At 58.6% G+C, this 25012-nt stretch carries 24 protein-coding genes; 8 read left to right on the top strand and 16 right to left on the bottom strand.

What is annotated here, in order from left to right; genetic code table 11:
* Window position 1: 1 nt before the first annotated feature.
* From livG to C2E15_RS01545, 4 genes are all read right to left on the bottom strand, one after another.
* Window positions 2–769, bottom strand: a complete 768-nt coding sequence (gene livG / locus C2E15_RS01560; RefSeq protein WP_104955853.1) for a high-affinity branched-chain amino acid ABC transporter ATP-binding protein LivG — start codon at window positions 767–769, stop codon at window positions 2–4.
* Entirely contained in the window at window positions 766–2040 is a 1275-nt protein-coding gene (locus C2E15_RS01555) for a high-affinity branched-chain amino acid ABC transporter permease LivM (protein ID WP_104955852.1), read from the bottom strand. The genes livG and C2E15_RS01555 overlap by 4 nt, the downstream gene beginning before the upstream one ends.
* Window positions 2037–2963 carry a high-affinity branched-chain amino acid ABC transporter permease LivH gene (gene livH / locus C2E15_RS01550; protein WP_104955851.1) on the bottom strand — a complete coding sequence of 309 codons (927 nt, stop codon included), beginning with the start codon at window positions 2961–2963 and terminating at the stop codon, window positions 2037–2039. Before livH ends, C2E15_RS01555 begins: the two co-directional genes overlap by 4 nt.
* A 176-nt stretch (window positions 2964–3139) precedes the next feature.
* On the bottom strand, window positions 3140–4255 hold the full coding sequence (locus C2E15_RS01545; protein WP_104955850.1) for a branched-chain amino acid ABC transporter substrate-binding protein: 1116 nt from the start codon (window positions 4253–4255) through the stop codon (window positions 3140–3142).
* Window positions 4256–4656: 401 nt separating this feature from the next.
* Between C2E15_RS01545 and panM the strand changes: the two genes are divergently transcribed.
* Window positions 4657–5052: an aspartate 1-decarboxylase autocleavage activator PanM gene (panM, locus tag C2E15_RS01540; protein WP_104955849.1), complete on the top strand. Its 396-nt coding sequence runs from the start codon at window positions 4657–4659 to the stop codon at window positions 5050–5052.
* Window positions 5053–5325: 273 nt separating this feature from the next.
* Here the strand turns inward: panM and rpoH are convergent, their stop codons facing one another.
* The 4 genes from rpoH to ftsY form a co-directional block, all read right to left on the bottom strand.
* Window positions 5326–6183 carry an RNA polymerase sigma factor RpoH gene (rpoH, locus tag C2E15_RS01535; protein WP_104955848.1) on the bottom strand — a complete coding sequence of 286 codons (858 nt, stop codon included), beginning with the start codon at window positions 6181–6183 and terminating at the stop codon, window positions 5326–5328.
* A 259-nt stretch (window positions 6184–6442) separates the two neighbouring features.
* Window positions 6443–7429 (bottom strand): permease-like cell division protein FtsX, encoded by a 987-nt coding sequence (gene ftsX, locus C2E15_RS01530; RefSeq protein ID WP_104955847.1) that lies wholly within the window; start codon window positions 7427–7429, stop codon window positions 6443–6445.
* Between the two features lies 1 nt (window position 7430).
* A complete protein-coding gene (ftsE, locus tag C2E15_RS01525) occupies window positions 7431–8087 on the bottom strand; it encodes a cell division ATP-binding protein FtsE (RefSeq protein WP_104955846.1) in 657 nt (218 codons plus the stop codon).
* A 5-nt stretch (window positions 8088–8092) separates the two neighbouring features.
* Window positions 8093–9466, bottom strand: coding sequence for a signal recognition particle-docking protein FtsY (gene ftsY / locus C2E15_RS01520; RefSeq protein ID WP_425438050.1), 1374 nt, complete (start codon window positions 9464–9466; stop codon window positions 8093–8095).
* Between the two features lie 522 nt (window positions 9467–9988).
* Between ftsY and rsmD the strand changes: the two genes are divergently transcribed.
* Window positions 9989–10591, top strand: coding sequence for a 16S rRNA (guanine(966)-N(2))-methyltransferase (gene rsmD / locus C2E15_RS01515; protein ID WP_104955845.1), 603 nt, complete (start codon window positions 9989–9991; stop codon window positions 10589–10591).
* Window positions 10581–10850 carry a DUF1145 family protein gene (locus C2E15_RS01510; protein WP_104955844.1) on the top strand — a complete coding sequence of 90 codons (270 nt, stop codon included), beginning with the start codon at window positions 10581–10583 and terminating at the stop codon, window positions 10848–10850. Before rsmD ends, C2E15_RS01510 begins: the two co-directional genes overlap by 11 nt.
* Before the next feature lie 5 nt (window positions 10851–10855).
* Here C2E15_RS01510 and C2E15_RS01505 read toward each other — a convergent pair whose 3' ends face one another.
* On the bottom strand, window positions 10856–11215 hold the full coding sequence (locus C2E15_RS01505) for a DUF2500 domain-containing protein (protein ID WP_104955843.1): 360 nt from the start codon (window positions 11213–11215) through the stop codon (window positions 10856–10858).
* 185 nt (window positions 11216–11400) lie between these two features.
* Here C2E15_RS01505 and C2E15_RS01500 point away from each other — a divergent pair, with 185 nt between their 5' ends.
* Window positions 11401–12030, top strand: a complete 630-nt coding sequence (locus C2E15_RS01500) for a lysoplasmalogenase (protein ID WP_104955842.1) — start codon at window positions 11401–11403, stop codon at window positions 12028–12030.
* 4 nt (window positions 12031–12034) lie between these two features.
* Here C2E15_RS01500 and tusA read toward each other — a convergent pair whose 3' ends face one another.
* The gene (gene tusA / locus C2E15_RS01495) at window positions 12035–12283 is read right to left on the bottom strand and encodes a sulfurtransferase TusA (protein ID WP_104955841.1); all 249 of its coding nucleotides are present in this window, start codon (window positions 12281–12283) and stop codon (window positions 12035–12037) included.
* A 276-nt stretch (window positions 12284–12559) separates the two neighbouring features.
* Between tusA and C2E15_RS01490 the strand changes: the two genes are divergently transcribed.
* Window positions 12560–13225, top strand: coding sequence for a 7-cyano-7-deazaguanine/7-aminomethyl-7-deazaguanine transporter (locus C2E15_RS01490; RefSeq protein ID WP_104955840.1), 666 nt, complete (start codon window positions 12560–12562; stop codon window positions 13223–13225).
* Window positions 13226–13349: 124 nt separating this feature from the next.
* The gene (locus C2E15_RS01485) at window positions 13350–13907 is read left to right on the top strand and encodes a DcrB family lipoprotein (protein ID WP_104955839.1); all 558 of its coding nucleotides are present in this window, start codon (window positions 13350–13352) and stop codon (window positions 13905–13907) included.
* Between the two features lie 90 nt (window positions 13908–13997).
* On the opposite strand, the gene iolE is transcribed toward C2E15_RS01485, so the two are convergent.
* The 4 genes from iolE to iolD all read right to left on the bottom strand — a co-directional run bounded on the left by iolE (window position 13998) and on the right by iolD (window position 18962).
* Window positions 13998–14894, bottom strand: coding sequence for a myo-inosose-2 dehydratase (iolE, locus tag C2E15_RS01480; RefSeq protein WP_104955838.1), 897 nt, complete (start codon window positions 14892–14894; stop codon window positions 13998–14000).
* 66 nt (window positions 14895–14960) lie between these two features.
* Window positions 14961–15845 (bottom strand): sugar phosphate isomerase/epimerase family protein, encoded by an 885-nt coding sequence (locus C2E15_RS01475; protein WP_104955837.1) that lies wholly within the window; start codon window positions 15843–15845, stop codon window positions 14961–14963.
* A 67-nt stretch (window positions 15846–15912) separates the two neighbouring features.
* Window positions 15913–16929 carry a bifunctional inositol 2-dehydrogenase/D-chiro-inositol 1-dehydrogenase gene (gene iolG, locus C2E15_RS01470; RefSeq protein ID WP_104955836.1) on the bottom strand — a complete coding sequence of 339 codons (1017 nt, stop codon included), beginning with the start codon at window positions 16927–16929 and terminating at the stop codon, window positions 15913–15915.
* Window positions 16930–17021: 92 nt separating this feature from the next.
* Window positions 17022–18962, bottom strand: coding sequence for a 3D-(3,5/4)-trihydroxycyclohexane-1,2-dione acylhydrolase (decyclizing) (gene iolD / locus C2E15_RS01465; RefSeq protein ID WP_104955835.1), 1941 nt, complete (start codon window positions 18960–18962; stop codon window positions 17022–17024).
* A 559-nt stretch (window positions 18963–19521) separates the two neighbouring features.
* Between iolD and C2E15_RS01460 the strand changes: the two genes are divergently transcribed.
* Entirely contained in the window at window positions 19522–21450 is a 1929-nt protein-coding gene (locus tag C2E15_RS01460) for a bifunctional 5-dehydro-2-deoxygluconokinase/5-dehydro-2-deoxyphosphogluconate aldolase (protein ID WP_104955834.1), read from the top strand.
* Between the two features lie 259 nt (window positions 21451–21709).
* Window positions 21710–22549 carry a MurR/RpiR family transcriptional regulator gene (locus tag C2E15_RS01455; protein WP_104955833.1) on the top strand — a complete coding sequence of 280 codons (840 nt, stop codon included), beginning with the start codon at window positions 21710–21712 and terminating at the stop codon, window positions 22547–22549.
* A 65-nt stretch (window positions 22550–22614) separates the two neighbouring features.
* Here the strand turns inward: C2E15_RS01455 and iolB are convergent, their stop codons facing one another.
* Together iolB and C2E15_RS01445 are read right to left on the bottom strand one after the other, a co-directional pair.
* A complete protein-coding gene (iolB, locus tag C2E15_RS01450) occupies window positions 22615–23448 on the bottom strand; it encodes a 5-deoxy-glucuronate isomerase (RefSeq protein WP_104955832.1) in 834 nt (277 codons plus the stop codon).
* A gap of 21 nt (window positions 23449–23469) precedes the next feature.
* Window positions 23470–24975, bottom strand: coding sequence for a CoA-acylating methylmalonate-semialdehyde dehydrogenase (locus tag C2E15_RS01445; protein ID WP_104955831.1), 1506 nt, complete (start codon window positions 24973–24975; stop codon window positions 23470–23472).
* Window positions 24976–25012: the final 37 nt, after the last annotated feature.

Raw genomic sequence — 25012 nt, 5'->3', positions numbered from 1 at the left:
GTTATGCCTCACCTAAATATGCGCGGATCACATCCGGGTTGTTACGCACCTCTTCCGGCGTGCCATTCGCCAGCGGCGTCCCCTGATTCACCACGTAAATCCGATCGGAAATGCCCATGACCAGTTTCATATCATGCTCAATCAGCAGCACCGACACCTTATGTTCGCCGCGCAGTTCGGCGATCAGTGCGTCCAGCTCGTGCGTCTCTTTCGGGTTCAGCCCCGCCGCCGGTTCATCCAGCATCAGGATTTCCGGTCGCGTCACCATGCAGCGCGCAATCTCCAGACGCCGCTGCTGACCATAAGCCAGGTTGCCCGCCTGACGGTTCGCCATCTCCAGCAGGCCGACGCGCCGCAGCCAGCCGGCGGCGTAATCCAGCGCCTCGCTTTCGCTGCGGCGAAAGGCGGGCGTTTTTAGCAGGCCGGAAAACAGGCCGCTTTTCAGATGCTGATGCTGCGCTACCAACAGGTTTTCAATCACCGTCATTTCACGGAACAGGCGTACGTGCTGAAAAGTGCGCACAATACCCATACGGGCGATCTGCTGGCCCGGCATGCCGGCCAGCTGATGGTCGCGCAGCCTGATCGATCCGCCGGTCGGCTTATAAAAGCCGGTCAGACAGTTGAATACCGTGGTTTTCCCGGCGCCGTTCGGCCCGATAAGAGAGACAATCTCCTGCGGCCGCAGCTCAAGCGCCACGTTGTTCACCGCCAGCAGGCCGCCGAAGCGCATCATCAGGCCCTCTACGGCCAGTAAAGGCTGACTCATGCCTGCTCTCCTTGTTCATCCCGCTTTAGCTTCAGCTGCGGACGCTGCATCGGCAGCAGCCCCTGCGGACGCCATATCATCATCAGCACCATCAGCGCGCCTAACACCAGCATGCTGTATTCGTTTAAATCACGCATCAGCTCGCGCGATACCACCAGCAGGATCGCCGCCAGTATCACCGCCAGCTGCGATCCCATGCCGCCCAGTACCACGATCGCCAGCACAAAGGCCGATTCGGCGAAGGTAAAGGATTCCGGGCTGATAAAACCCTGGCGCGCGGCGAACAGGCTGCCGGCAAAACCGGCGAAGGCGGCGCTGATGGTGAAGGCGGTTAGCTTGATGCGCGTCGGGCTGAGGCCCAGCGAACGGCAGGCGATCTCATCTTCGCGCAGCGCTTCCCAGGCCCGGCCCAGCGGCATACGCAGCAGCCGGTTGATAACAAACAGCGTCAGCACCACCAGCAGCAGCGCCACCAGATAGAGAAAGATAATGCGGTCGCTGGGATCGTACTTCAGCCCAAAGAAGTGGTGGAACGTATCCCACCCCCCTTCGCGCGCGCTGCGGTTAAACTCCAGCCCGAAAAAGGTCGGTTTCGGGATCTGGCTGATGCCGTTCGGCCCGCCGGTAAAGGCGGTGTTGTTCAGCAGCAAAATACGTACGATTTCGCCGAAACCGAGCGTCACGATCGCCAGATAGTCGCCGCGCAGGCGCAGCACCGGAAAGCCGAGCAGCAGGCCGAACAGCGCCGCCACCATGCCCGCCAGCGGCAGACATTGCCAGAAGCCCAGGCCGTAATAGTGGTTAAGCAGCGCGAAGGTATAGGCGCCGATAGCGTAGAAGCCGCCGTAACCCAATACCAGCAGGCCGGAAAGCCCGACCACGACGTTCAGACCGAGACCGAGCATCACATAGATCAGCGTCAGGGTGGCAATATCCACCGTACCGCGCGATACCAGAAATGGCCAGATAACCGCAGCGGCGATAAACAGCAGCGCCAGCAGCTTCTGTTTCGGCGTGCTGCCGTCGAAGCTCGGCAGCACAAAGCCGCCGTGACCGCCGCGCTTCAGGCTGCGACCCAGCAGCGGGCGTAACAGCTGGAAGATAAACACGACGGCGCAGCCGACGGCGATCCAGTTCCAGCGCACGCTGCCGGCGTTTTCCACCACCAGCCGCGTGCCGTCGAGATCCAGCCGCAGCCCCATAAAGAAAGCCGCCAGCACCAGCAGCGTCAGCGCCGAAATAAGGGCGTTTGCGAATTGAGCGGGCTTCATACTTTCTCTACCTCCGGACGACCCAGAATGCCCGTCGGCATTACCAGCAGCACCACAATCAGCAGCGCGAAAGAGACCACATCTTTATATTCCGTGCTGAGGTAGGCGGAGGTCAGCGCCTCGGCGATGCCCAGCACCAGGCCGCCCAGCATCGCGCCGGGAATGCTGCCGATGCCGCCCAGCACCGCGGCGGTAAAGGCTTTCATCCCGGCCATAAAGCCGATATAGGGGTTGATAACGCCGTAGAACTGCCCCAGCAGCACGCCCGCTACCGCCGCCATCGCCGCGCCGATCACGAAGGTCAGCGAGATCACGCGGTCGGTATTGATGCCCAGCAGGCTGGCCATTTTCAGGTCTTCGGCGCAGGCGCGGCAGGCGCGGCCCATGCGCGAATAGCGGATAAACAGCGTCAGCGCCAGCATCGCCACAAAGGTCACCAGCCAGATCACTACCTGCATGGTACTGATGGTGGCAGAGAAGCCGTTGCTTTCGCCCAGCGTCAGCTGGCCACTTACCAGGCTCGGCAGCGCCAGATCGCGCGAGCCTTGCGTCAGGCTGACGTAGTTCTGCAGAAAGATAGACATGCCGATGGCGGAAATCAGCGCGATCAGGCGTTTGGAGGCACGCACTGGTTTATAAGCGACGCGTTCAATGCTCCAGCCGTAAGCGCTGGCGATCACGATCGCCGCAAGGAAGCCGGCGCCAATCAATACCCAACTGACATCGATGCCGACCATCATCAGCGCGGCGATAACGATAAAAGAGACATAGCTGCCGATCATATAGACTTCGCCATGGGCGAAGTTGATCATGCCGATAATGCCGTAGACCATGGTATAGCCGATGGCGATCAGCGCGTAGGTGCTGCCTAAGGTGACCCCGTTAAGCAACTGCTGTAGAAAATAGAGAGACTGCTCGGACATAATATCAACCCCAACAAAGCTGCGCGGCGCGGCCTACAGCAAAAAAACGTCCGTCTTCACGAAGTGCAGGATAGAACGGGGGCCAGGCGCGCCTGACCCCGGACTGCCACATCACATACGGCCTGCGGTCGTGGCGGATAAGGGAACATCCGCCCTGACCCGGCCTGAATACCGATTTATTTCACTGCGGTTGAGGTGCCGTCGGCATGCCACTTGAACACGCCGAACTCAAAGCCTTTCAGGTCGCCTTTTTTATCCCAGCTCAGGTCGCCCATCACGGTAGGAACCGGCTGGCCTTCTTTCAGGTTTTTAGCGATGTCGGCAGGCTCTGCGCTCTTGCTGCGCTCCATCCCGGCGGCCAGCGACTGCAGCGCGGCATAGGTGGTCCAGACGAAAGGCCCGGTCGCGTCCAGTTTTTTCGCTTTGATCGCCTCGACGATCGGCTGGTTCGCCGGTACCTGGTCATAGCGTTTCGGCAGGGTAACAAACATGCCTTCGGATGCAGCGCCGGCGATGTTGGAGAGCGAGGCGTTACCGACTCCTTCCGGGCCCATAAACTGGGTTTTCAGGCCGGCGGCGCGCGCCTGGCGCACAATCTGGCCCATTTCCGGGTAGTAGCCGCCGAAGTAGACGAAGTCGATATTTTCTTTCTTCAGGCGCGCCACCAGAGTGGAGAAATCTTTATCGCCTGCGGTAATGCCTTCGAACATCGCAATCTGCGCGTTCGCTTTCTTCAGGCTGTCCTGCACCGAGCGCGCCAGCCCTTCGCCATACTGCTGCTTGTCATGCACAATCGCGATGCGCTGCGGTTTAATGGTATCGAGAATATATTTCGCCGCGGTCGGCCCCTGATCGGAATCAAGACCGGTAGTGCGCATAATCAGCTGGTAGCCACGCGACGTCAGATCGGGCGCGGTCGCGGCTGGGGTGATCATCAGGATGCCCTCATCCTCATAGATATCGGAAGCGGGCTGCGTGGAGGAGGAACAGAGATGGCCGATCACATAGCGGATGCCTTCATTGACCACTTTGTTCGCCACTGCCACCGCCTGCTTGGGATCGCAGGCGTCGTCATATTTTACTGCCACCAGCTTATTGCCGTTCACGCCACCTTTGGCGTTGATATCGGCAATCGCCTGGGTGGCGCCGGTAAACTGCATATCACCGTACTGCGCCACCGGCCCGGACATCGCGCCGACAATCGCCACTTTAATATCTTCCGCCAGCGCAGCATGACTCATCGCCAGCGCCACACACCCAGCCAGTATTACGCGACCTTTACTGATATTCATCCGGACTTCCCCATCTGTTGTGTCTGTTGTGTTTGCTTTGTGATTATGTTCGGCGGGTTATTGAACAAAACTTGTTTAATGTGAACGAGTTAGGAATATTTCCGCGCCAATTTTATAAATAACGCTTTATTTTTCAGTCCATTAAACAGGAATTTTATTCTGTAAATCAACTGAGATAATCAAAATCTAACGGTTATAACAGGACAATCATCTGGCAGTTACGGTGGCTATTTCGCCACTTAACCAGCGCGTTATGCTGGCCGCGAGTGCTGTAATAAGTGTTTACTCGGAATACGCGGGCGGCAAAAAACAGATTGCTTTGTTTTCGTACAGAAAAGGTTACACGTTCCTTTCCGTACATTTTCGCTACAATATGCCTTTTATCAGGGTGCAGATTATTCATGAAACTGACTATCATCAGGCTGCAACAACTCAGCGATCAGGATCGCATCGATATCGGCAAAATCTGGCCGGGCACCGACTGCGATGCGCTGGAAAACAGGCTAAACGAGAATCAGCGGCTCTACGCCGCGCGTTTTAATGATCGCCTGCTGGCGGCGGTGATGCTGGCGATCCGCGGCACACAAGGCACGCTGTCGCAGCTGGAAGTCAGAGAGGTGACGCGTCGTCGCGGCGTGGGACACTATCTGGTAGAAGAGGTGATTGCGCAGAACCCATCGGTGTCGCACTGGTGGATCGCGGATGACGGCAAAGGCGATCAGCCAGCTATCGCCGCCTTTATGCAGGCCTGCGGCTTTCGCACCCAGGCGGACGGCTGGGTGTTAAACAAGGAATAGCGGTTTCCGGCAGGATGCCGGGCGGCCGAACGAATCGCTTGCGGGCAAAGCGCACGACGGGCGAGTCGCCCGCTGAATCGCTGGGCAAAGCGCTATGCAAGCGAGATGTGCAGGTAAATCGCTATAGGGCAAAGGCGGGTCGTTTGCAGGTGCCTCGCTGGGCAAAAACGCTCTGCGGCAAAGTGCTATACGAGCGAATCAGTCTGCGGAGAAAGCGGCGCGGCCCAAAACAAAAAGGGCGGCTTTTCAGCCGCCCCGTTTCGCGATAGCGCGTTACGCTTCAATCGCCATACGCAATTTTTTCATCGCGTTTTTCTCTAGCTGGCGCACACGCTCAGCGGAAACGCCATATTTATCGGCCAACTCCTGCAACGTGGTTTTGTTGTCGTCATCCAGCCAGCGAGCGCGAATAATATGTTGGCTGCGCTCATCCAGGCCCTGCAGCGCGTCGCTCAGCTTATCGGCCGCATGGTTTTCCCAGTTATCCTCTTCAATGCCGTCGGCGAAATCTGAGGTTTTATCCTGCAGATAAAGCACCGGCGCCATGCTTTTCCCTTCGCCCGATTCATCATCCGAGGTCAGGTCAAAGGTCATGTCTTGCGCGGCCATGCGCGATTCCATTTCCCGGACGTCTTTGCTGCTCACGCCCAGCTCGCGCGCCACCATTTCCACTTCATCCTGATTGAACCAGCCCAGACGCTGCTTGGTTTTGCGCAGGTTGAAGAACAGTTTGCGCTGCGCTTTGGTGGTGGCAACCTTCACGATGCGCCAGTTACGCAGCACATATTCGTGAATTTCCGCCTTGATCCAGTGAACGGCAAAGGAGACCAGGCGAACCCCCACTTCCGGGTTAAAGCGGCGTACCGCTTTCATCAGGCCGATGTTGCCTTCCTGAATCAAATCCGCCTGCGGCAGGCCGTAGCCCGCATAGTTACGAGCGATATGAACAACAAAGCGGAGGTGAGACAGGATCAGCGTTTTAGCCGCATCCAGATCGCCCTGGTAATGCAGCCGTTCAGCCAGCGCTTTTTCCTCTTCTGCCGTTAGCATCGGCCAGGTATTGGCGGCCCGAATATAAGATTCCAGGTTGCCAAGAGGAGCAATAGCTAAAGTGTGCATTTCTTTGGTCATTCAAACCCTCACATATTTAATCGATATTGCCGCACGATTTCCTTTTGCGCGATTCACCAGGGTACAGGAATCGGCAACGAAACCCCAAAGCAATCTGTGCTACTTCTTAGAGAGCGAAGTTATCCACAAGTTCAATTTACAGCGTGAATATTTTATACACAAGATAAGGACGTCAGATTCTGGCAGGCAGGAGGAAAATCAGACATTTCCTCTGCCGCACAGGCGTCATGCAGCAGAGGAAGATTATACCAAAAAAACGTTATTGTGGCGTAAAACGACGTAAATGTTGCACTGTCGCCAGCCAGGCGGCAATCCAGCCGATCATCGCCGACAGTAGCAGCAGCAGCAGGCTTTCATCCCAGGAGAGGCCGCTGATACGGAAGGTGGTACCAAAGACGCTGGCGACCTGCGCCACCACCGCTTCCAGACGGAACACCAGCACTTCCGACAGGATCAACGACAGCACCGCGCCGCTTAACCCCAGCAGTGCGCCGCCGTAGAGGAAAGGCCGCAGGATAAAGCCATCGGTAGCGCCGATCAGTTTCTGCACGTTAATGGTGTCGCGGCGGGCAAAGATGCTAAGACGCACGCTGTTGCCGATCACCAGGAACACCGCAATCACCATCAGGATGCCGATCAGGCTGGCGACCTGCCCCACCAGCCCGGTCAACGCCGCCAGACGCGCGAACCAGCTGTCGTCCATACGTACGTCGTCGACGCCATCCACGTGCTGCACGCGGTCGCGCAGCGTTTCCAGCGTCTTCTCATTCTGGAAGTTGAGATCCGGCGTAATGATCACTACCGCCGGCAGCGGGTTCTGCTCCAGCATATCCAGCGCCCCGCCGAAGCCGGACCAGTTGCGAAACTCACCCAGTGCTTCATCGCGCGACAGATAGTTTACCTTCGCCACACCCGGCTCTTTTTTCAGCGTCGCCACCACGTTTTCTGCCGCGCTATCGTCCAGCGTTTTCGACAGATAGAGCGTCAGCTGCGGCGCCGGATACCACTGCTCCGCCGCCTGGCTGACGTTTTTCCAGACCATATAGCAGACGCTCGGCAGCGTCAGCGAAATAGCGATAACCATAACCGTCAGCAGCGTCGCCAGCGGCTGACGCCACATATCCGACAGCGTGCCGCGCCAGGCGTAGCGCCACTGTTCCTGCCAGCCGCCTTTCAGCGCCTTGCTTTTCGGCTGCTGCGGCCTGGCCTTCGGCGCCGGCGCGCGTTTGATGCGTTTATTAGCCATATTAGCCTCCGTGCAGTCTGCCGTTGCTGAGCGACATTACCCGATAATCGCGGCGGGCGATCAGACCCATATCGTGCGTCGCCATCAGAACGGTGACGCCAACGCGGTTGAACTCTTCAAACAGACGCAGGATATCTTCCGACAGCGCCTCATCCAGGTTGCCGGTCGGCTCATCCGCCAGCAACACCGCTGGCTTGTTCACCACCGCGCGAGCGATGCCGACGCGCTGCTGCTCGCCGCCCGACAGCTGAATCGGAAAACTTTTCGCTTTGTCGAGGAGGCCGACCTTATCCAGCGCGGCGGAAACGCGGCGACGAATATCTTCGCCGCTGGCACCAGCGATAATCAGCGGGATCGCCACATTGTCGTAGACCGAACGATCCATCAGCAAATGGTGATCCTGGAAGATCATGCCGATCTGTCGACGCAGAAACGGCACTTCGCTATTTTTCAGCCGGCTGATATCGTGCCCGCTGAACCAGATATGGCCCGCACTGGGACGCTCAATGCCGCAAATCAGCTTCAACAGGGTGCTTTTCCCTGCGCCGGAATGACCGGTCAGAAACGCCATCTCGCCGGGTTGCAGATGAAAATCCACCCCCTGCAGCGCTTGCCGACCGCCGAGATAAGCCTTACTGACCTCTTCAAAGCGAATCATCCTGGTTAATCCTCTCGGGCAAACAGTGCCTCAATAAAATCTTCGGCCTTAAACGGCCGTAAATCATCGATGCCTTCTCCGACACCGATAAAACGAATCGGAATGCTGAACTGGTCCGCCACCGAGAAGATCACCCCGCCTTTCGCCGTGCCGTCCAGCTTGGTCAGGGTGATACCGGTCAGGCCGACCGCCTCATGGAACAGCTTAGTCTGGCTAACCGCATTCTGGCCGGTGCTGGCGTCGATAGTCAGCATCACCTCGTGCGGCGCGTTCTCATCGAGCTTTTTCATCACGCGGACGATTTTCTTCAGCTCTTCCATCAGGTGCGATTTATTCTGCAGGCGGCCTGCAGTATCAGCGATCAGCACATCCACGCCGCGCGCTTTAGCCGCCTGAATCGCATCGAAAATCACCGAGGCGGAATCAGCGCCGGTATGCTGCGCCACCACAGGAATATGGTTGCGTTCGCCCCACACCTGCAGCTGCTCGACCGCCGCAGCGCGGAAGGTATCGCCCGCCGCCAGCATTACCGATTTACCCTGTGCCTGATATTGACGCGCCAGCTTACCGATGGTGGTGGTTTTACCGACGCCGTTAACGCCGACCATCAGGATAACGAACGGCGTTTTGCCGGAAACATCCAGCGGCGCCTCGACCTGATGCAGAATGCCCGCCATTTCCGTTTTCAGCAGACCGTACAGCGCTTCCGCATCGCGCAGCTGCTTGCGGTTGGCCTGCTGCGTCAGGCTGCTGATGATGCGCTGGGTGGTGTCGACACCGACATCAGCGATCAGCAGCTGCTCTTCCAGCTCTTCAAACAGCTCATCATCGATTTTCTTGCCACGGAACAGGCTGATAAAGCCAGAGCCGAGGTTCTGACGCGTTTTCACCAGGCTGCGCTTCAGGCGCGCGAAAAAGCCCTCTTTCGTCGGACGTTCCTGCTCAACCGGCGCAGCGACCGCTTCTTCCTCTGGTGCCGCTTCGGCCAGCGCCAGCGCGGCCAGCTCGTCTTCGGTCAGCGGCAGCTCGTCCTCTGGCAGGGTTTCCTCTTCCGGCGCGCTGGAAAGCGTGACGGCCGCCGCGACTTCGGTCGCGATCGCCGCATCTTTTTCGTCGGTGACCGCCGGCGTTTCATCCGCCGGGCCCGCTTCCTGCAACAGCGCCGCGCTTGATGGCGGCGCTTCCGACGAAGGCGCTTCCCCGACCGTCGTCTCTTTCGGCAGGATCTCTTCGTGCGTCGGCGCAGCGTCTGGCGGCGTTATCTCTTCCGGCAGGATCTCTTCGTGCGTCGGCGCAGCGTCTGGCGGCGTTATCTCTTCCGGCAGGATCTCTTCATGAGGCCGCGCAGCGTCTGGCGGCGTTATCTCTTCCGGCAGCATCTCTTCGTGAGGCCGCGCAGCGTCTGGCGGCGTTATCTCTTCCGACAGGCTCTCTTCGTGAAGCGGCGCACTCTCTTTTAGCTGCGTGTCCTGGCGCGGCGTATCTTCTGCCTGCGGCGCAGGACGCGCCTCTTCCTGACGCGCCACCTCTTCGGTGGTCGCCACGATATTTTCGGCGATCTGATCGGCGCTGGGCTGTTCAGTTGCGGGCGCGTCACGCTCGGTGCTTTCCGTCTGCTGCGTTAACGTCTCTTTTTGTTCTTCTGACTGCGCAGGCGTTTCTTCACGACCAAACCCAGCCAGGAAAAAAAGCCGCGCTTTTTTTCTTTTGCCATTGTGTAACTACACTCCTCGATGGCTTTCACCCGGTCGTTTATCGCGCCGGACTGAAAAAATAACCTGATAAAGAATTCATTAGTCTAACACTTTCCAGCCAGCGCAACACCAGCACCCTTTTTAACGTTTCCTCCGCTGCTTTCGCCCGTTAAACTACGCAACAAATTATGACGAGTTGTGAGCAACATGAATAAGAAACCCCACAGCGCCGCCGGACAAATCCGCATTATCGGCGGCCAGTGGCGCGGACGAAAACTGCCGGTGCCGGACAGCGCCGGTCTGCGCCCCACCACCGACCGCGTGCGTGAAACCCTGTTTAACTGGCTGGCGCCGGATATTCAGCAGGCGCGCTGCCTCGACTGCTTCGCCGGCAGCGGCGCGCTTGGCCTGGAGGCGCTGTCGCGCTATGCGGGCTCGGCGACGCTGCTGGAGCTGGAAAAACCGGTCGCCCGGCAGCTGGCGCAAAACCTGCAGACCCTGAAAGCCGATAACGCGCAGGTGATCCAGACCAATACCCTGAGCTGGCTGGCGCAGCAGGGTGAACCTTACCAGGTGGTGTTTATCGATCCGCCGTTTCGCAAAGGCCTGCTGGCGCAGACGCTACAGCTGCTGGAAAGCAACGGCTGGCTGGCGGACGAAGCGCTGGTCTACGTTGAAAGCGAAGTGGAAAACGGCACGCCGCCGGTGCCGGCCAACTGGTTTTTACATCGGGAAAAGATAGCGGGACAGGTCGCTTACCGCTTATACCGCCGCGAAGGCGTAAAACAGGAGCAGGATAATGTGGCTTAATCTGGGGCGTTTGTTGATGGTCTGCGTCTGGGCCTTTTTGCTGCTGAATATCGTGCAGCCTTTTCCTAAGCCGCTGAAATATTTTGTCGATGTTGCGCTGATCTTTATGGTGATCATGCACGGTCTGCAGTTGGTGCTGCTGCGCGCCACCCAGCCAAAGGATGGCGCGAAGCTGAGCCGCCTGACGCAGGTTAAGATCTTCTTTTTCGGTGTGTTCGAGCTGCTCGCCTGGCAGAAGAAGCACTATCCGAAGCAGTAGCCGCCCTACGGCCGTTCCGGCGTAAAAGAGATAAAACGGGTGCCCTGCACCTTCAGTTCGCCTTTTACGCCGTTCTCCATGCGCTGATAATCCTTAGCCGTTACCCTCAGCCTGATATCCGCCGCGCCGTTCAGCGGATGAAACCAGGCCTCGTAGCGCATCTCTTCGCCCGCAATCACCTCGCGCTGACGCGAGCGTCGGTCAGGCGCCGGAAATTCACGTTTGTCTCTGACCTCTGCCTGCAGCGATCGCACCGCCGCCGCATCGTTCGCCGCGTTTTCACGCCGCTGTTTAATAAACTGACGCGAGGCCAGCACGGCGATTATCGCCAGCACGATAATAAAAATCAGCGGGGGCTTGCTCATCTTCAGCTCCAGGCGTTTAACTCGGGCGGCGGCAGGCGGATCCCAACCGGCCCGCTCTCATTGTCACATTGCATCCCTCTAACCTAAACTGATCGCAGGATGTCGTTAATAAAACGGCAGCCAGGCGTCAGCGCTGCATTTCGCGGCGGACGCTACGGCCGCCCCTTTCAGAAAAGGACAACGTAATGATTTGGTCATTTCTTGCCGTACTTTTTTCCGGCTGGCTTTATGTCGATGCTTCCTACCGCGGCCCGCAGTGGCAGCGCTGGCTGTTTAAACCCGTTACCCTGCTGCTGCTGCTCGCCTGGGCCTGGCAGGCGCCCACGCGTAACCCCGGCGACTATTTAATTCTGCTGGGCCTGCTGGCCACCATGGCGGGCGACGCGCTGACGCTGCTGCCGCGCCAACGCCTGATGTATGCCGTTGGCGCCTTTTTCCTGGCGCACCTGCTCTACACCATTAACTTCGCCAGCCATATGACCATGAGTTTCTTCTGGCCGATCCCGCTGGCAATGCTGATTATCGGCGTTGTCTGGGTGGCGGTTATCTGGTCGCGGCTGGAAGATTTGCGCTGGCCGATCTGCACCTTTATCGGCATGACGCTGGTGATGAACTGGCTGGCCGCCGAACTCTACTATTTCCGTCCTAACGACTACAGCTTCTCGCTGGTGGCGGGCGCCACGCTGCTGACGCTGGCGAACCTGGTCTGGTTTATCAGCCACTACCGCAAGCGCTTTACGGCAGATAACGCCATTGTCGCCGCCTGCTACTTCGCCGGGCATTTTATGATCGCCCGTTCGCTCTGGCTCTACTAACCCCTCAGGAGAGGCCCTTGCGCACCAGATAGCGATAGGGCTTCTCATCGATCGATTGTGCCACCAGCGTATGTTCCATAAAGCGGCAGAAGCCGGGAATATCGCGCGTGGTGGCGGGATCGTCGGCGATAATCAACAGCGTCTCGCCCTCCTGCATATGGCGCACCGCTTTGCGCACCATCATTACCGGTTCCGGGCAGCGCAGGCCCAGCGCGTCCAGGGTTTGATCGGGGTTTGCGAATAGATCACTCATTATTGTCTCGTCACTTAAGTCTGTTGCGCCCTATTCTACCCCCGGCGACCGGTTGCGCAAGCGGCTGACGGCAGGTGAACGTTTGCGTGAAAACTAACCGTTGCAATGCCGAAACAACGCGGTAAGATGCGGCCGCGGCAGGCGCTGTTGCCTGCCGCCGACAATCAGTATCGGCTTGCCACTCAGCCTGCGCCTCGCGCCGGGCCGATCGCTAACCAACGGCTGATGGTTGAATCAACACTGGGTTCCCTCACCCCAACGTAAAAAAGGTAGATTATGATCCCCTTTACGCCGCGCCAGCGGAAGCATGCGCTTATCTGGCTCTCTCTGTTTCACGTGCTGGTGATTACCTCCAGCAACTATCTGGTTCAGCTGCCGATCTCCCTGTTTGGCTTTCATACCACCTGGGGTGCCTTCAGCTTTCCGTTTATCTTCCTGGCCACCGATCTGACCGTGCGGATTTTTGGCGCGCCGCTGGCCCGCCGGATTATCCTGGCGGTTATGGTGCCCGCGCTGTTTATCTCCTATGTGGTCTCTTCGCTGTTCTATAACGGCGCGTGGCAGGGGCTGGAAGCGCTGCAGCAGGTTAACCTGTTTGTCGCCCGCATCGCCTGCGCCAGCTTCATGGCCTATGCGCTGGGGCAGATTCTGGACGTACATGTCTTTAACCGGCTGCGCCAGCTGCCGCAGTGGTGGGCGGCGCCCGCGTCGGCGATGTTCTTAGGCAACATCAGCGATACCCTCGCCTTTTTCTTTATCGCCTTTTATAAAAGCCCAGACGCCTTTATGGCGCAGCACTGGGTAGAGATCGCGCTGGTGGACTACAGCTTCAAGGTGCTGATCTGCATGGTCTTCTTCCTGCCTGCCTACGGCGTGCTGCTTAATGCGACGTTAAAGCGTCTGGCGGCGATGTCGGGACAAACCCGCTACAATTTCGGCTAAGCGGCAATAGCGGCAAACTGTCAGCGCGTCTAAGATCCTGTGACACTCGATAGGTTGCTTTTACGCGCTGATTCAGTTTGTATTGAGTACTGTATTGCCAGGCTAATCAATAAAAGGGAACCTGATGCGTCAACTTACAAAATATCTTGGAATAGGTTTACTGGTAGTAGGTCTGGCCGCCTGCGATCAGCAGTCGGATAAAGCCGCAGCGGACGATAACGGCGCCAGCGCCAGCACATCGACGCAGACGGTGTCATTAATGGATGGCAAACTCAGCTTCAACTTGCCGGCGGGCATGTCCGACAAGAGCGGCAAACTGGGCACCCAGGCGAATAATATGCACGTCTACGCCGATGAGAGCGGCCAGCGCGCTATTATCGTGATTGACGGCGACGCCACCAACGAAGGGCTGGACGTACTGGCGAAACGTCTGGAGCAGCAGCAGCGCAACCGCGATCCGCAGCTGCAGGTAGTGTCCAATAAAGCGATTACGCTGAAAGGCGAAGCGGCGCAGCAGCTGGATACGGTGATCTCCGCCAACCAGCAGTCAGCCTGGTCTTCCGTGGTGCTGGCGAAAGCGGACGGTAAATTACTGACGCTGCAAATTACGCTGCCTGCCGATAACCAGCAGAAGGCGCAGGCGGCGGCGGAAAACGTGATTAATACCATCACGCTGAAATAAACGCCCGCTTATGCATAAGAACGCCGCCGGACACGGCGGCGTTTGTCGTTTACGGCTTTACCCGGGCGCGCTTTTCGGCGCCGCACCTCATTAAATGCCTGCGGTCTCGCGGATATAGCGGCGCGCCTTTACCGCATATTCAAACGGGTTAGCCAGCGCCGGATCTTGCTCCGCCTCTACAACCATCCAGCCGCGGTAGCCTGCCTTATCGAGAATGTTAAATACTGGCCTGAAATCGATCACGCCGTCGCCCGGTACAGTGAAGGTGCCGCGCTTTACCCCCTCCAGGAAAGAGAGCTTCTGATTGCGCACCATGCTGACCACCTCGTCGCGCACATCCTTCAGATGGACATGGTTGATGCGCGACAGATGTTTCTCCAGCACCGCCAGCATCGCCTGTTCGCTGTTTTCGGAGTAGTAGATATGGCCGGTATCGTAGAGCAGATAGACATCGTCGTTGGTCAGCGCCATAAAGCGGTCGATTTCGGCGGGCGTCTGAATGCCGGTGCCCATATGATGATGCAAACAGACCTGCATTCCTTTTTCCGCTGCGATTGTCGCCAGCTCATTATAGCCTTCAGCGGTTAACCGCCACTCCTCTTCGGTAAACACCGGTTTCTGATCGAATACCGCCAGCGACGTGCCCTGAATGCTTTTGCTCTGCTCAGAGCAGCCAATCACCCGCGCGCCCATCGCATGTAAGAAGTTCATGTGGTTAACGAACTCATCGATGGTTTTTGCCTTTTCGCCGTTGGCGAAAAAGGTGCTGAACCAGGCGTTGCAGATCTCTATACCGCGCATCGCCAGCATCGGCTTCAGCACCGCCGGATCGCGGGGATATTTGCTGCCGACTTCGCTGCCGCTGAAGCCCGCCAGCGCCATTTCACTCACGGTCTGCTGAAAGGTGTTCTCTTTCCCCAGCTCCGGCATATCGTCGTTGGTCCAGCCAATCGGCGCGATCGCCAGCTTCACATTCTCTTTATTCATGGTGAATTCTCTGTTCAGTACGGCGGCCGCTCGCCGCCACGCGCGCAGGCCCGCAGGCCCGTCGTCTTATTTGCTCAGCAGCTCGCGCTCGATCAGCTCGCGCGTTTCCACCGCCTGATACTTCATCTTTTCCGGATAGCCGAACAGCGCCGAGGCAATAATCGATTCGCCGCCCACCTTATAGCTGCGGTTGGCAAAATCCATCTCACGCAGGGTGTTGAACAGGGTGGTGAAATCAACTTCGCCTTCGCCGACGCCGACATGCTGATGCACCGCGGCGTCCACGCCTGGCGGGTTGACGATATAGCGACAGTGTTTGGTGTGATTCATGGTATCGGCGACCAGCACGTGCGACAGATCGTCGCCCACATACTCAAGCATGCTTTTTACGTCGCCTTTACCTTTGTCATAGAAGAAGGTGTGCGGCACGCTGTAAACGTACTTCACGTTTTCGCTGCGGAACGACTTTACGATATCGGCGGTTTCGTTGTTCTGCTCGCAGAAATCCCAGGGGTGCGACTGAATTTCGATGCGGATGCCTTCGCGCTCCACGATCGGCAGCAGCTCCTCCATGGAGCGGTAGAACATCTCTTCGCAAATCTCCGGTTCGTTGGGGTTGCCGGAGAGTTCGGTATTGATCACCTGTACGCCCATCTCGACGGCAATCTCAATCATGCGTTTCCAGTTTTTCACTGCTGCCTGGCGGCGCAGCTCGTCCGGGCCAGACCAGCGATACACCACGATAAACGAGGAGATCTCGACGCCGGTCGCTTTCAGCGCGTTCTTATACTCCGTCATGATCTCCCGGCTGGCTTTCGGGTGCTTATAGAAGGGGTTAATCTGCGGATGCGGCGACTGTTCAATGTATTTGTAGCCCCAGTCAGCTACCTGATGAACCATCTTTGTGATGCCTAAGTCTCGGATGACATCCACATCGAAAGCGATCTTCATAACGTTCTCCCTGATTGCTCAGTGCATGGTGCGTACTCTTCCCGACATAGCGGGAAGAGCGCAAAAATTAAGCTTTATCGTAAAAAGCCGGACGCGGCGGCAGCTCGACCTGTTCAATAGCGCCGCTGTTTTGTGCCTTGAGGCAGGCATCGGCGGCGACCGAGGCGGCATAGCCATCCCAGGCAGACGGGCCGGTCAGCGTGCCGCTGCTGACATCGTTGATAAAGGCCTGCAGTTCAACGTCATAGGCGTCGATAAAACGGTCTTTCCAGTCGGTGAGGATGGCGGTGGAAAGCTGCGCGCCTCTGCGCATCTGCACTGCGGACGGCTCCGGCAGACGGGCGATGCCCTCTTCGCCGACCACTTCGCACTGAATGTCATAGCCGTAGGCGCAGTTAACGAAGATCTCCACGTCGATACGGATGCCTTTCTGCGTCTCAAACAGCACGATCTGCGGATCTTTCAGGCGGGCGTGGCTTTTGGAGGTGACGCGCGGGAAGACCACCTGCACGGTTTTATAGTCGTCATCGGTCAGCCAGCGCAGCACGTCCAGCTCATGGATCAGGGTGCTGGTGATCGCCATATCGGTGGTGTAACTCTCCGGCACGGCGGGATTGCGGTGCGCGCAGTGCAGCATCAGCGGCTCGCCGATCTGCCCTTCGGTAATCACCTTTTTCAACGCGCGGTAGCCCACATCGTAAGGACGCATAAAGCCGACCTGCACCAGGCGCTTGCCGAACTTCATCTCGGCGTCCACCACGCGGCGGCAGCCTTCGGCAGTCATCGCCAGCGGCTTCTCGCAGAACACCGGCTTGCCGGCGGCGATGGCGGCCAGGGCGAACTCTTCGTGCGTCGGATCCCAGGACGTAACCAGCAGCGCCTCGACGTCGGGCGAGTTCACTACGTCGTGACCGTTGGCATAAACTTCCGCCTGCAGACCCAGCCGCGTCAGTGCCGCTCTGGCACCTTCAAGGTTAATGTCGGATACCGCCGTCACGGTGGCGCCCTGCAATACTTTTGTGCAGCGACGGATATGTTCCTGGCCAATTGCGCCGGTGCCGATAACGCCAAGTTTCAGAGTCATAATGTCTCCAGAATTCAGGGTAAGCGCGAACCCGCCAGCCAGGCTGGCGACATCCGCTGTCAGGGTAGATGTTCAGAGAAAGTGTTTAGGTATCAGTATTTTCTTGCCTGATCGACATGCTCTTTTAGCATTTTGGCGACGGCGTCGATGCGCTCAGAACGTGAGACCTGCGCACCGCCGACGTGCCACCAGCTGAAATATTTATGCACCATGGTTTTGGGCAAGACTTTTACATCAATCAGGGTAGAGACAGTCTCTTTGCGCGCCGCTTCCAGCGCCTGGCTCAGCTCTTCGAGCGTGGTGACGCGCCAGGTTTTGCAGCCGTAGCCCGCGGCGATGGCGGCGAAGTCGACCGGAATAAAGCCACCATCCAGCTTGCCGCTTTCCGCGTCGCGGAAACGGAACTCAGTGGTGAAGCTGTCCATGCCGTGTTCTAGCTGCAGGTTGTTGATGCAGCCATTGGTCATGTTATCGAACAGCACCACGTTGATTTTCGTCTTCTCCTGGATCGAGGTGACCAGCTCGGAGTGCAGCATCATAAAAGAGCCGTCGCCCACCAGCGCATAGACTTCGCGCTGCGGCTCAGCCAGCTTGACGCCGAGCGCGGCGTTGATCTCATATCCCATGCAGGAGTAGCCATACTCCACGTGATAGCCGTTGTGCGCTTTGGTGCGCCAGACACGCTGCAGGTCGCCCGGCAGGCTGCCGGCGGCGGCGACAATCACTGCATCTTCCGGCAGCTGCTCGTTAAGCGCGCCCAGCACGCTGCTTTGTGTCAGAAAAGAGCCGGTCAAACGGTTGAACTCGGCGAACAGCGCCTCGCGATCGATGCTGTCGTCGATTTCCGGCACAAAGTTCTCTTCGCTGTAGGCCGCCTGATAGACGCGCTGCGTCTCCTTGAGCAACCGGCTCTGCGCCTGCGCAATCTGCGTGCCCCACTCACTGCGGAACCCCTGCGCCGCCAGACGCGTATCCAGCGCGGTCAGTGCCTCGCGCGCGTCCGCCACCAGCTGCACGCCGTCCAGCTTATAAGCATCGAAGTTGCTGATATTGATATTCAGGAAGCTCACCTCCGGATGCTGGAATATCCATTTCGACGCAGTGGTGAAATCGGTGTAGCGCGTGCCGACACCAATGACTAAATCGGCCTCTTTCGCCAGCAGGTTGGCCGCCAGACAGCCGGTTTCGCCGACGCCGCCGACATTAAGTGGATGGTCGGAGATCAGCGTGCCTTTGCCCGCCTGAGTTTCCGCAAACGGGATCTGATGACGCTCGGCGAACTGGCGCAGCGCCTCGCCTGCCCCGGAATATTTTACGCCGCCACCGCAGACGATCAGCGGCTTGCGCTTGCCCGCCAGCAGCGTCAGGGCATCCTGCAGCTGCGCCTCGGTGGGCGGACGACGGTCCAGGCGATGAACGCGTTTCTGGAAAAAGTAATCGGGGAAATCCCAGGCCTCACCCTGCACATCCTGCGGCAGCGCCAGCGTCACCGCGCCGGTCTCCGCCGGATCGGTCAGTACGCGCATCGCATTGATGCAGGCGGTCATCAGCTGCTCCGGGCGGCTGACGCGATCCCAGTATTTGCTGACGGCGCGAAACGCGTCGTTGGTGCTGAGGCTTAAGTCGTGGCTCTGTTCAATCTGCTGCAGCACCGGATCGGGCTGGCGCGTGGCGAAGACATCGCCCGGCAGCAGCAGCAGCGGAATGCGGTTCGCCGTGGCGGTGGCGGCGGCAGTGATCATATTGGCGGCGCCCGGCCCGACCGACGAGGTGCAGGCGATGATTTCACGACGCAGCTTCTGTTTGGCGTAGCCGGTGGCGGCGTGCGCCATACCCTGCTCGTTGCGGCCCTGATGCACCACCAGATCGCCATTATCCTGCTCCAGCGCCTGACCCAGCCCCAGCACGTTGCCGTGGCCGAAAATGGCGAAGATGCCTTTGACGAATTTGGTTTCGGCCCCGTCGACGGAGAGGTACTGATTGTCGAGGAATTTCACCAGCGCCTGCGCGGTGGTTAATCTGATCGTGCCCATTTGCTCATCCTTTACCCGTGGCGGTAGCGTTACGACAGAGCGCGCCGCCGTTCGCAGAAGTCGACGGCTTGAAACGGCGGCCGCCCGACGGCTAATTAGTGAAACGTGTGGCGATTATAAACAAATAATTTTTTCATAAAATACGATTACAGAAGAAACATTTCATTTTGCGAGAGAGATCAAATTATCTCTTTTAGCGGCGCGGCAGGCGGCTTTTTAGCGGGCGGAAGTGGAACGGCGCCCGGCGGTGACGATAAAAACAAATATTCCATTTCATTTTCAGCAAAAGAGCAACATCTTAAAAATAAACGGAAAAAGCTGACGCAGCGCCCAAACCGCTGGGAAATCGCCGCCGCCGGGCGGCGGTTAAAAAGCGAAAGAGAGTTTTACCCGCCTCACAGTTTTGGGTTAATAATTTCATTCTATATTGTTTTTGGAATATTTATTCCCCATACTGCCAGCACAGTTGATCCGGTGCGATCGGATTCTCGGGAGCCTTCCCGAAAGATCTCTGGAGACGCTCGACAGTGTCTGCTTATCACAGAAGGAAACAACAGGTATGAGTACACAACAGAAGCGGCTTGATGTGATTTGTATCGGCCGCATTGCCGTTGATCTCTATGGTCAGCAAATTGGCGCGCGGCTGGAAGATACCAGCACCTTTGCCCGCTATCTTGGCGGCTCATCGGGCAACGTCGCCTACGGCGCCGCCATTCAGGGGCTGAAATCCGCTATGCTGGCGCGCGTCGGCGATGAACACAATGGCCGTTTCCTGCGTGAAGAGCTGCAGCGCGTGGGCGTCGATACGGCGTATCTGATTACCGATAAAACCCGTCTCACCGGCCTGGTGATGCTGGGCATTAAAGATGAAGATACTTTCCCGCTGATTTTCTACCGCGATAACTGCGCCGACATGGGCCTGACGCCGCAGGATATCGACGAAGCATATATCGCCTCTGCCCGTGCAGTGGCGGTGACCGGCACCCACCTTTCCCACCCGGACACGCGCGCGGCGGTGCTGAAGGCGCTGGAGATCGCACGCCGTCACGGCCTGCGCACCGCGCTGGATATCGACTATCGCCCGGTGCTGTGGGGGCTGACCTCGCTGGGCGACGGCGAAACGCGCTTTATCGAATCGGCGCGCGTCACCCGCGAGCTGCAGGAAGTGCTGCACTATTTTGATCTGATTGTCGGAACGGAAGAGGAGTTCCATATCGCCGGCGGCAGCACCGATACGCTGAGCGCGCTGAAAGCGGTGCGCCAGTCAAGCAAGGCGACGCTGGTTTGTAAACGCGGGCCGCTGGGCTGCGTGGTGTTTGAAGGCGATATTCCTGACAGCTGGGAGCAGACGACGCTACAAAGCGGCGTGCGCGTGGAGGTGCTGAACGTACTGGGTGCGGGCGATGCCTTTATGTCCGGTCTGCTGCGCGGCTGGCTAAATGACGAAGGCTGGCAGCAGGCATGTCGCTACGCCAACGCCTGCGGCGCGCTGGTGGTATCGCGCCACGGCTGCGCCCCGGCGATGCCAACCAAAGCGGAGCTGGATGATTACCTCAGCCGCGACCGCGAAGTGAAACGTCCCGACCGCGACGCGCGGCTGAACCATCTGCACCGGGTCACGACCCGCCGGCAGAGCTGGCGCGAGCTGTGCGTGTTCGCTTTCGATCACCGCAAACAGCTGGCGGATATGGCGCAGGAAGCGGGCGCCGATCCCGAACGCATCCCGCAGCTGAAAACATTGCTGCTGCAGGCGGCGGAAGCGGCGGCGGCCGAAGCCGGGTTAGAGAACAGCAGCGGTATTCTGGCAGACACCACCTACGGCCAACGCGCGCTAAACGCCATCACCGGCAAAGGCTGGTGGATCGGCCGCCCGATTGAAATGCCCGGCTCGCGTCCGCTGCGCCTTGAGCATGGCAATATCGGCTCGCAGCTGATCGACTGGCCGCTGGAGCATGTGGTGAAATGTCTGGTCTTTTATCATCCTCATGACGACGCCGCGCTGCGCGCTGAGCAGGACGCGCTGATCCTCGACGTCTGGCGCGGCTGCAATAAATCGGGCCATGAGCTGCTGCTTGAGGTGATCCTGCCGGAAGAGAACCCGGATCGTCAGGAGTCGTATTATCTGGAGATCATCTCTCACTTCTACCGTCTTGGCGTGCAGCCCGACTGGTGGAAGCTGCCGCCGCTATCGCTGCACAGCTGGCAGGCGATCGGCGCGGTGATCGAGCAAGAGGACCCCTGGTGTCGCGGCATCCTGCTGCTGGGACTGGATGCGCCGGAAGAGAAGCTAAAAGCGGGCTTCCGCGATGCGGCACAGGCACCGTGGGTCAAAGGGTTTGCCGTTGGCCGCACCATCTTCGGCCAGCCGTCACGCCAGTGGCTGCAGGGCGAATTGAGCGACGAGGCGCTGATCCGCCAGGTGAAAAGCAACTACCTGACGCTGATCGGCTACTGGCGCGAAGCACGCCCGGTGCGCCAGGCCAGCTAATCCGCCGTTAACCGGCTACGCCGCTGGCGCATCTCGCGTTAGCGGCGTGCTTATTTCCCCGCACGAATGACCCCGGCTTCTCGCCCGGCGGCAGCTCTCTTTGCCCTGCAGGCCAGAACGCATTTAGCACCACCAAATGTGAGGTAATTCATGTTGCGATGAAATAAAGCCTGCTAACAGGGGATTCAAATGAAATTTTCCATTCGTCTGGTAGAATATCGCTCAGCAAAACGCCAATCATTTTTAGCAGGTCGAAGTAATGACAACTAATCCTACACAGCTTTCCTTGTTACAGGACGACATTCGTCGCCGCTATGATACGCTCAGCAAACGTCTGAAACAGGTTGCACGCTATATCCTTGATAACAGCAACAGCATCGCTTTCGATACCGTCGCCTCTATCGCTCAGCAGGCGGATGTACCGCCCTCCACCCTGATCCGCTTTTCCAACGCTTTCGGCTTTAGCGGCTTCAATGAAATGAAGCAGGTGTTTCGCCAGCACTTAATGGAAGAGACGGTGAACTACACTGAACGCGCGCGCCTGTTCCGGCAGACCGCCACCGATGAAGCTGCCGCCTCGCCTGAAAACCCGGCGGAGATCCTGAACGTATTCACTATGGTGAACTCGCAGGCGCTGCAGCAGTTGGCGATGCAGACCAATCCGGAACAGCTGAATAAAGCGGTCGAAATGCTCAGCAAGGCGGAGAATATCTATGTTATCGGCCTGCGCCGTTCGTTCAGCGTCGCCACCTATCTGACCTACGCGCTGCGCCATCTGGAACGCCGCGCCTTTCTGATCGACGGCCTGGGCGGCATGTTTACCGAGCAACTCAGCATGGTGAACCCGAAGGATGTGGTGATCGCCATCAGCTACTCGCCTTATGCGCGCGAAGGGGTAGAGTTGGTCGAGATGGGGGCCAGCCGCGGCGCGCAGCAGATCGCCATTACCGATAGCCAGGTCAGCCCGCTGGCCGCCTTTAGCGACGTCTGCTTTGTCGTGCGCGAAGCGCAGGTGGATGGTTTCCGTTCGCAGGTCGCCTCGCTCTGCCTGGCGCAGACGCTGGCGGTATCGCTGGCGTTGAACAATGCCAAAGCGTAACGAAAAGGGCGGCCCGGGCCGCCCTTTTTATCTGTTGCTTACGCCACTTTTAGCGTTTCACTTCATCACCGTTCATTCTGCGGCTTCTCCGCAGGATAGCTGTCGCTATTGACCCAGGCGTGATCCTTCTCCCAGGTGAATTTCCATTTACGCACCGGCCCCGCCATCACGTTCAGATAGTAGTTGTCGTAGCCGGCAATGGTCGCTACCGGATGGTAGCCGCGCGGTACCGTTACGACATCCTGATTGTAAGGCGCCATGCATTCATCCAGCGAACGGTCGTCGGTATAGACGCGCTGCATCGCGAACCCCTGCTCCGGCTGGAAACGATGATAGTAGGTCTCCTCCAGATAGGTTTCATCGGGAGAATGTTCCTGGTCATGCTTATGACTGGGATAAGAACTGGTATCGCCTTCGTTGGTATAGACCTCTACCACCAGCAGGCTATCGGCTGGCTGGTCGTCCGGCAGAATATTATGCACCAGGCGCTGGTTGCGCCCTTTACCACGATGCTCGACGCCAACATCCTGCGGCGCAATCAGCCGCGCCGGCAGATGCCCGTGGCCAGGCGCGCTGCATACCGCCAGCTCCAGGTCGGAATCCGCCGCCACCTCGACGCGGTCGTGGTGCGGCACATAAACCGACCAGGGCGGCGTACGCTCGAAAGGCGACTGCCGGCGGCCGATGGCGGGAAAATCGGCATGGCGCGTTTTCACCGACGCCAGACCGCTTACCAGCACCAGACACAGCTCCTTATCCTCACTCTCCAGCGTCAGGGTCTGCCCTTTTTTCAGCAGATAGACATCGAAGCCGACAAAGCGCCAGCCGGCGCTTTCCGGTGTGATGTGCTGGATACGTCCGTTAGCGTCAGGCTGCTGACGTTTTGCAAGCAAAGACATGCGATCCTCCTTGTAAGGTAATTAGCCCAGCGTCGGCATGCTGAATTCCGATACCGTCTGCTGGCCGCCCGGCCAGCGCGCCGTGGCGGTTTTCATGCGCGTATAGAAGCGTACGCCATCCGGCCCGTGAACATTCAGCGCGCCGAAGACTGAACGTTTCCAGCCGCCGAAGCTGTGAAACGCCATCGGCACCGGTACCGGCACGTTGACGCCCACCATGCCGGCCTCTACGTTCTGCACGAAATCGCGTGCGGTGTGGCCATTGCTGGTGAAGATGGCGCTGCCGTTGCCGAACTCATGGCTGTTAACCAGCGCCAGCGCGCTTTGATAATCGGGCGCGCGCATAATGCCCAGCACCGGCCCGAAAATCTCTTCGCGCCAGATAACCATATCGCTGGTGACCTTATCAAACAGCGTGCCGCCGACATAGTAGCCTTCGCTATGGCCCGGCACCTGGAAGCCGCGTCCGTCCACCACCAGCTCCGCGCCTTCCGCCACGCCTTTATCGATGTAGCCCAGCACCTTCTTCTGATGGACGGCGGATACTACCGGCCCCATCTCATTCTCTTCGCTGCCTTTCTGCATGCCCGGCCCGACGCGCAGCGCTTTGACCAGTGGCGTAAGGCGCGCGATCAGCTTGTCGGCCGTGTCGTCGCCCACGGCCACCACCACCGGCAGCGCCATACAACGCTCGCCCGCCGAACCGAACGCGCCGCCCATAATGGCGTTGACGGTGGCGTCCAGATCGGCGTCCGGCATCACGATGGCGTGATTTTTCGCCGCGCCGAATGCCTGCACGCGCTTGCCGTGCGCGCTGGCGGTTTTATAGATATGTTCCGCCACGCCGGAGGAGCCGACGAAGCTCACCGCCTGTACGCGGCTATCGGTATAGAGCTGCTCCGCCGTTTCATTGGCGCAGTGGATCACGTTGAGCACGCCGTCCGGCAGACCCGCTTCGCTCAGCAGCTCCGCCATGCGTACCGCGGCGGAAGGATCGAGCGCCGGCGGCTTCAACACGAAGGTGTTACCGCAGGCGAGCGCGATCGGGAACATCCACATCGGCACCATCGCCGGGAAGTTGAACGGGGTGATGCCCGCCACCACGCCCAGCGGCTGCATTAGCGAATAGCTGTCTACGCCGGTACCGACGTTCGGCGAATATTCGCCTTTGATCAGGTGCGGAATGCCGCAGGCAAACTCTACCACTTCCATGCCACGCGTCAGCTCGCCCAGCGCGTCAGACCAAACCTTGCCGTGTTCGCTGACGATCAATGCCGCCAGCTCGTCACGATGTTTTTCCAGCAGCATTTTAAAATTGAACATGATACGCGCGCGGCGCAGCGGAGAGGTTTGCGACCATGCGGGAAACGCCTTATGCGCGACGTCAATCGCCTGCGCGACCTCCTCTGCGGTACTCTGCGTCAGTTCGCGCACCACTTTGCCGCTCGCCGGATCGTAAACCGGGATAGTTTCACTGCTGGCGCTATGGGTGACTTTACCGCCAATAAAGTTTCCAACGATATTCATGTTCGTGCCTCATTGATGTGTAGGTTCCCTGCCGGAA

Origin of the sequence: Mixta gaviniae (genome assembly GCF_002953195.1) — a bacterium.
Taxonomy (GTDB): Bacteria; Pseudomonadota; Gammaproteobacteria; order Enterobacterales; family Enterobacteriaceae; genus Mixta; species Mixta gaviniae.
Note: the sequence above shows the minus strand (reverse complement) of the source record. Positions and strands in the feature narration are given on the sequence as shown.

What these genes read in the sequence shown, in the direction of transcription:
- livG (WP_104955853.1), bottom strand. Translation starts at nt 769, where the DNA reads ATGAGTCAGCCTTTACTGGCCGTAGAGGGCCTGATGATGCGCTTCGGC.
- C2E15_RS01555 (WP_104955852.1), bottom strand. Translation starts at nt 2,040, where the DNA reads ATGAAGCCCGCTCAATTCGCAAACGCCCTTATTTCGGCGCTGACGCTG.
- livH (WP_104955851.1), bottom strand. Translation starts at nt 2,963, where the DNA reads ATGTCCGAGCAGTCTCTCTATTTTCTACAGCAGTTGCTTAACGGGGTC.
- C2E15_RS01545 (WP_104955850.1), bottom strand. Translation starts at nt 4,255, where the DNA reads ATGAATATCAGTAAAGGTCGCGTAATACTGGCTGGGTGTGTGGCGCTG.
- panM (WP_104955849.1), top strand. Translation starts at nt 4,657, where the DNA reads ATGAAACTGACTATCATCAGGCTGCAACAACTCAGCGATCAGGATCGC.
- rpoH (WP_104955848.1), bottom strand. Translation starts at nt 6,183, where the DNA reads ATGACCAAAGAAATGCACACTTTAGCTATTGCTCCTCTTGGCAACCTG.
- ftsX (WP_104955847.1), bottom strand. Translation starts at nt 7,429, where the DNA reads ATGGCTAATAAACGCATCAAACGCGCGCCGGCGCCGAAGGCCAGGCCG.
- ftsE (WP_104955846.1), bottom strand. Translation starts at nt 8,087, where the DNA reads ATGATTCGCTTTGAAGAGGTCAGTAAGGCTTATCTCGGCGGTCGGCAA.
- ftsY (WP_425438050.1), bottom strand. Translation starts at nt 9,466, where the DNA reads ATGCTGCCGGAAGAGATAACGCCGCCAGACGCTGCGCGGCCTCATGAA.
- rsmD (WP_104955845.1), top strand. Translation starts at nt 9,989, where the DNA reads ATGAATAAGAAACCCCACAGCGCCGCCGGACAAATCCGCATTATCGGC.
- C2E15_RS01510 (WP_104955844.1), top strand. Translation starts at nt 10,581, where the DNA reads ATGTGGCTTAATCTGGGGCGTTTGTTGATGGTCTGCGTCTGGGCCTTT.
- C2E15_RS01505 (WP_104955843.1), bottom strand. Translation starts at nt 11,215, where the DNA reads ATGAGCAAGCCCCCGCTGATTTTTATTATCGTGCTGGCGATAATCGCC.
- C2E15_RS01500 (WP_104955842.1), top strand. Translation starts at nt 11,401, where the DNA reads ATGATTTGGTCATTTCTTGCCGTACTTTTTTCCGGCTGGCTTTATGTC.
- tusA (WP_104955841.1), bottom strand. Translation starts at nt 12,283, where the DNA reads ATGAGTGATCTATTCGCAAACCCCGATCAAACCCTGGACGCGCTGGGC.
- C2E15_RS01490 (WP_104955840.1), top strand. Translation starts at nt 12,560, where the DNA reads ATGATCCCCTTTACGCCGCGCCAGCGGAAGCATGCGCTTATCTGGCTC.
- C2E15_RS01485 (WP_104955839.1), top strand. Translation starts at nt 13,350, where the DNA reads ATGCGTCAACTTACAAAATATCTTGGAATAGGTTTACTGGTAGTAGGT.
- iolE (WP_104955838.1), bottom strand. Translation starts at nt 14,894, where the DNA reads ATGAATAAAGAGAATGTGAAGCTGGCGATCGCGCCGATTGGCTGGACC.
- C2E15_RS01475 (WP_104955837.1), bottom strand. Translation starts at nt 15,845, where the DNA reads ATGAAGATCGCTTTCGATGTGGATGTCATCCGAGACTTAGGCATCACA.
- iolG (WP_104955836.1), bottom strand. Translation starts at nt 16,929, where the DNA reads ATGACTCTGAAACTTGGCGTTATCGGCACCGGCGCAATTGGCCAGGAA.
- iolD (WP_104955835.1), bottom strand. Translation starts at nt 18,962, where the DNA reads ATGGGCACGATCAGATTAACCACCGCGCAGGCGCTGGTGAAATTCCTC.
- C2E15_RS01460 (WP_104955834.1), top strand. Translation starts at nt 19,522, where the DNA reads ATGAGTACACAACAGAAGCGGCTTGATGTGATTTGTATCGGCCGCATT.
- C2E15_RS01455 (WP_104955833.1), top strand. Translation starts at nt 21,710, where the DNA reads ATGACAACTAATCCTACACAGCTTTCCTTGTTACAGGACGACATTCGT.
- iolB (WP_104955832.1), bottom strand. Translation starts at nt 23,448, where the DNA reads ATGTCTTTGCTTGCAAAACGTCAGCAGCCTGACGCTAACGGACGTATC.
- C2E15_RS01445 (WP_104955831.1), bottom strand. Translation starts at nt 24,975, where the DNA reads ATGAATATCGTTGGAAACTTTATTGGCGGTAAAGTCACCCATAGCGCC.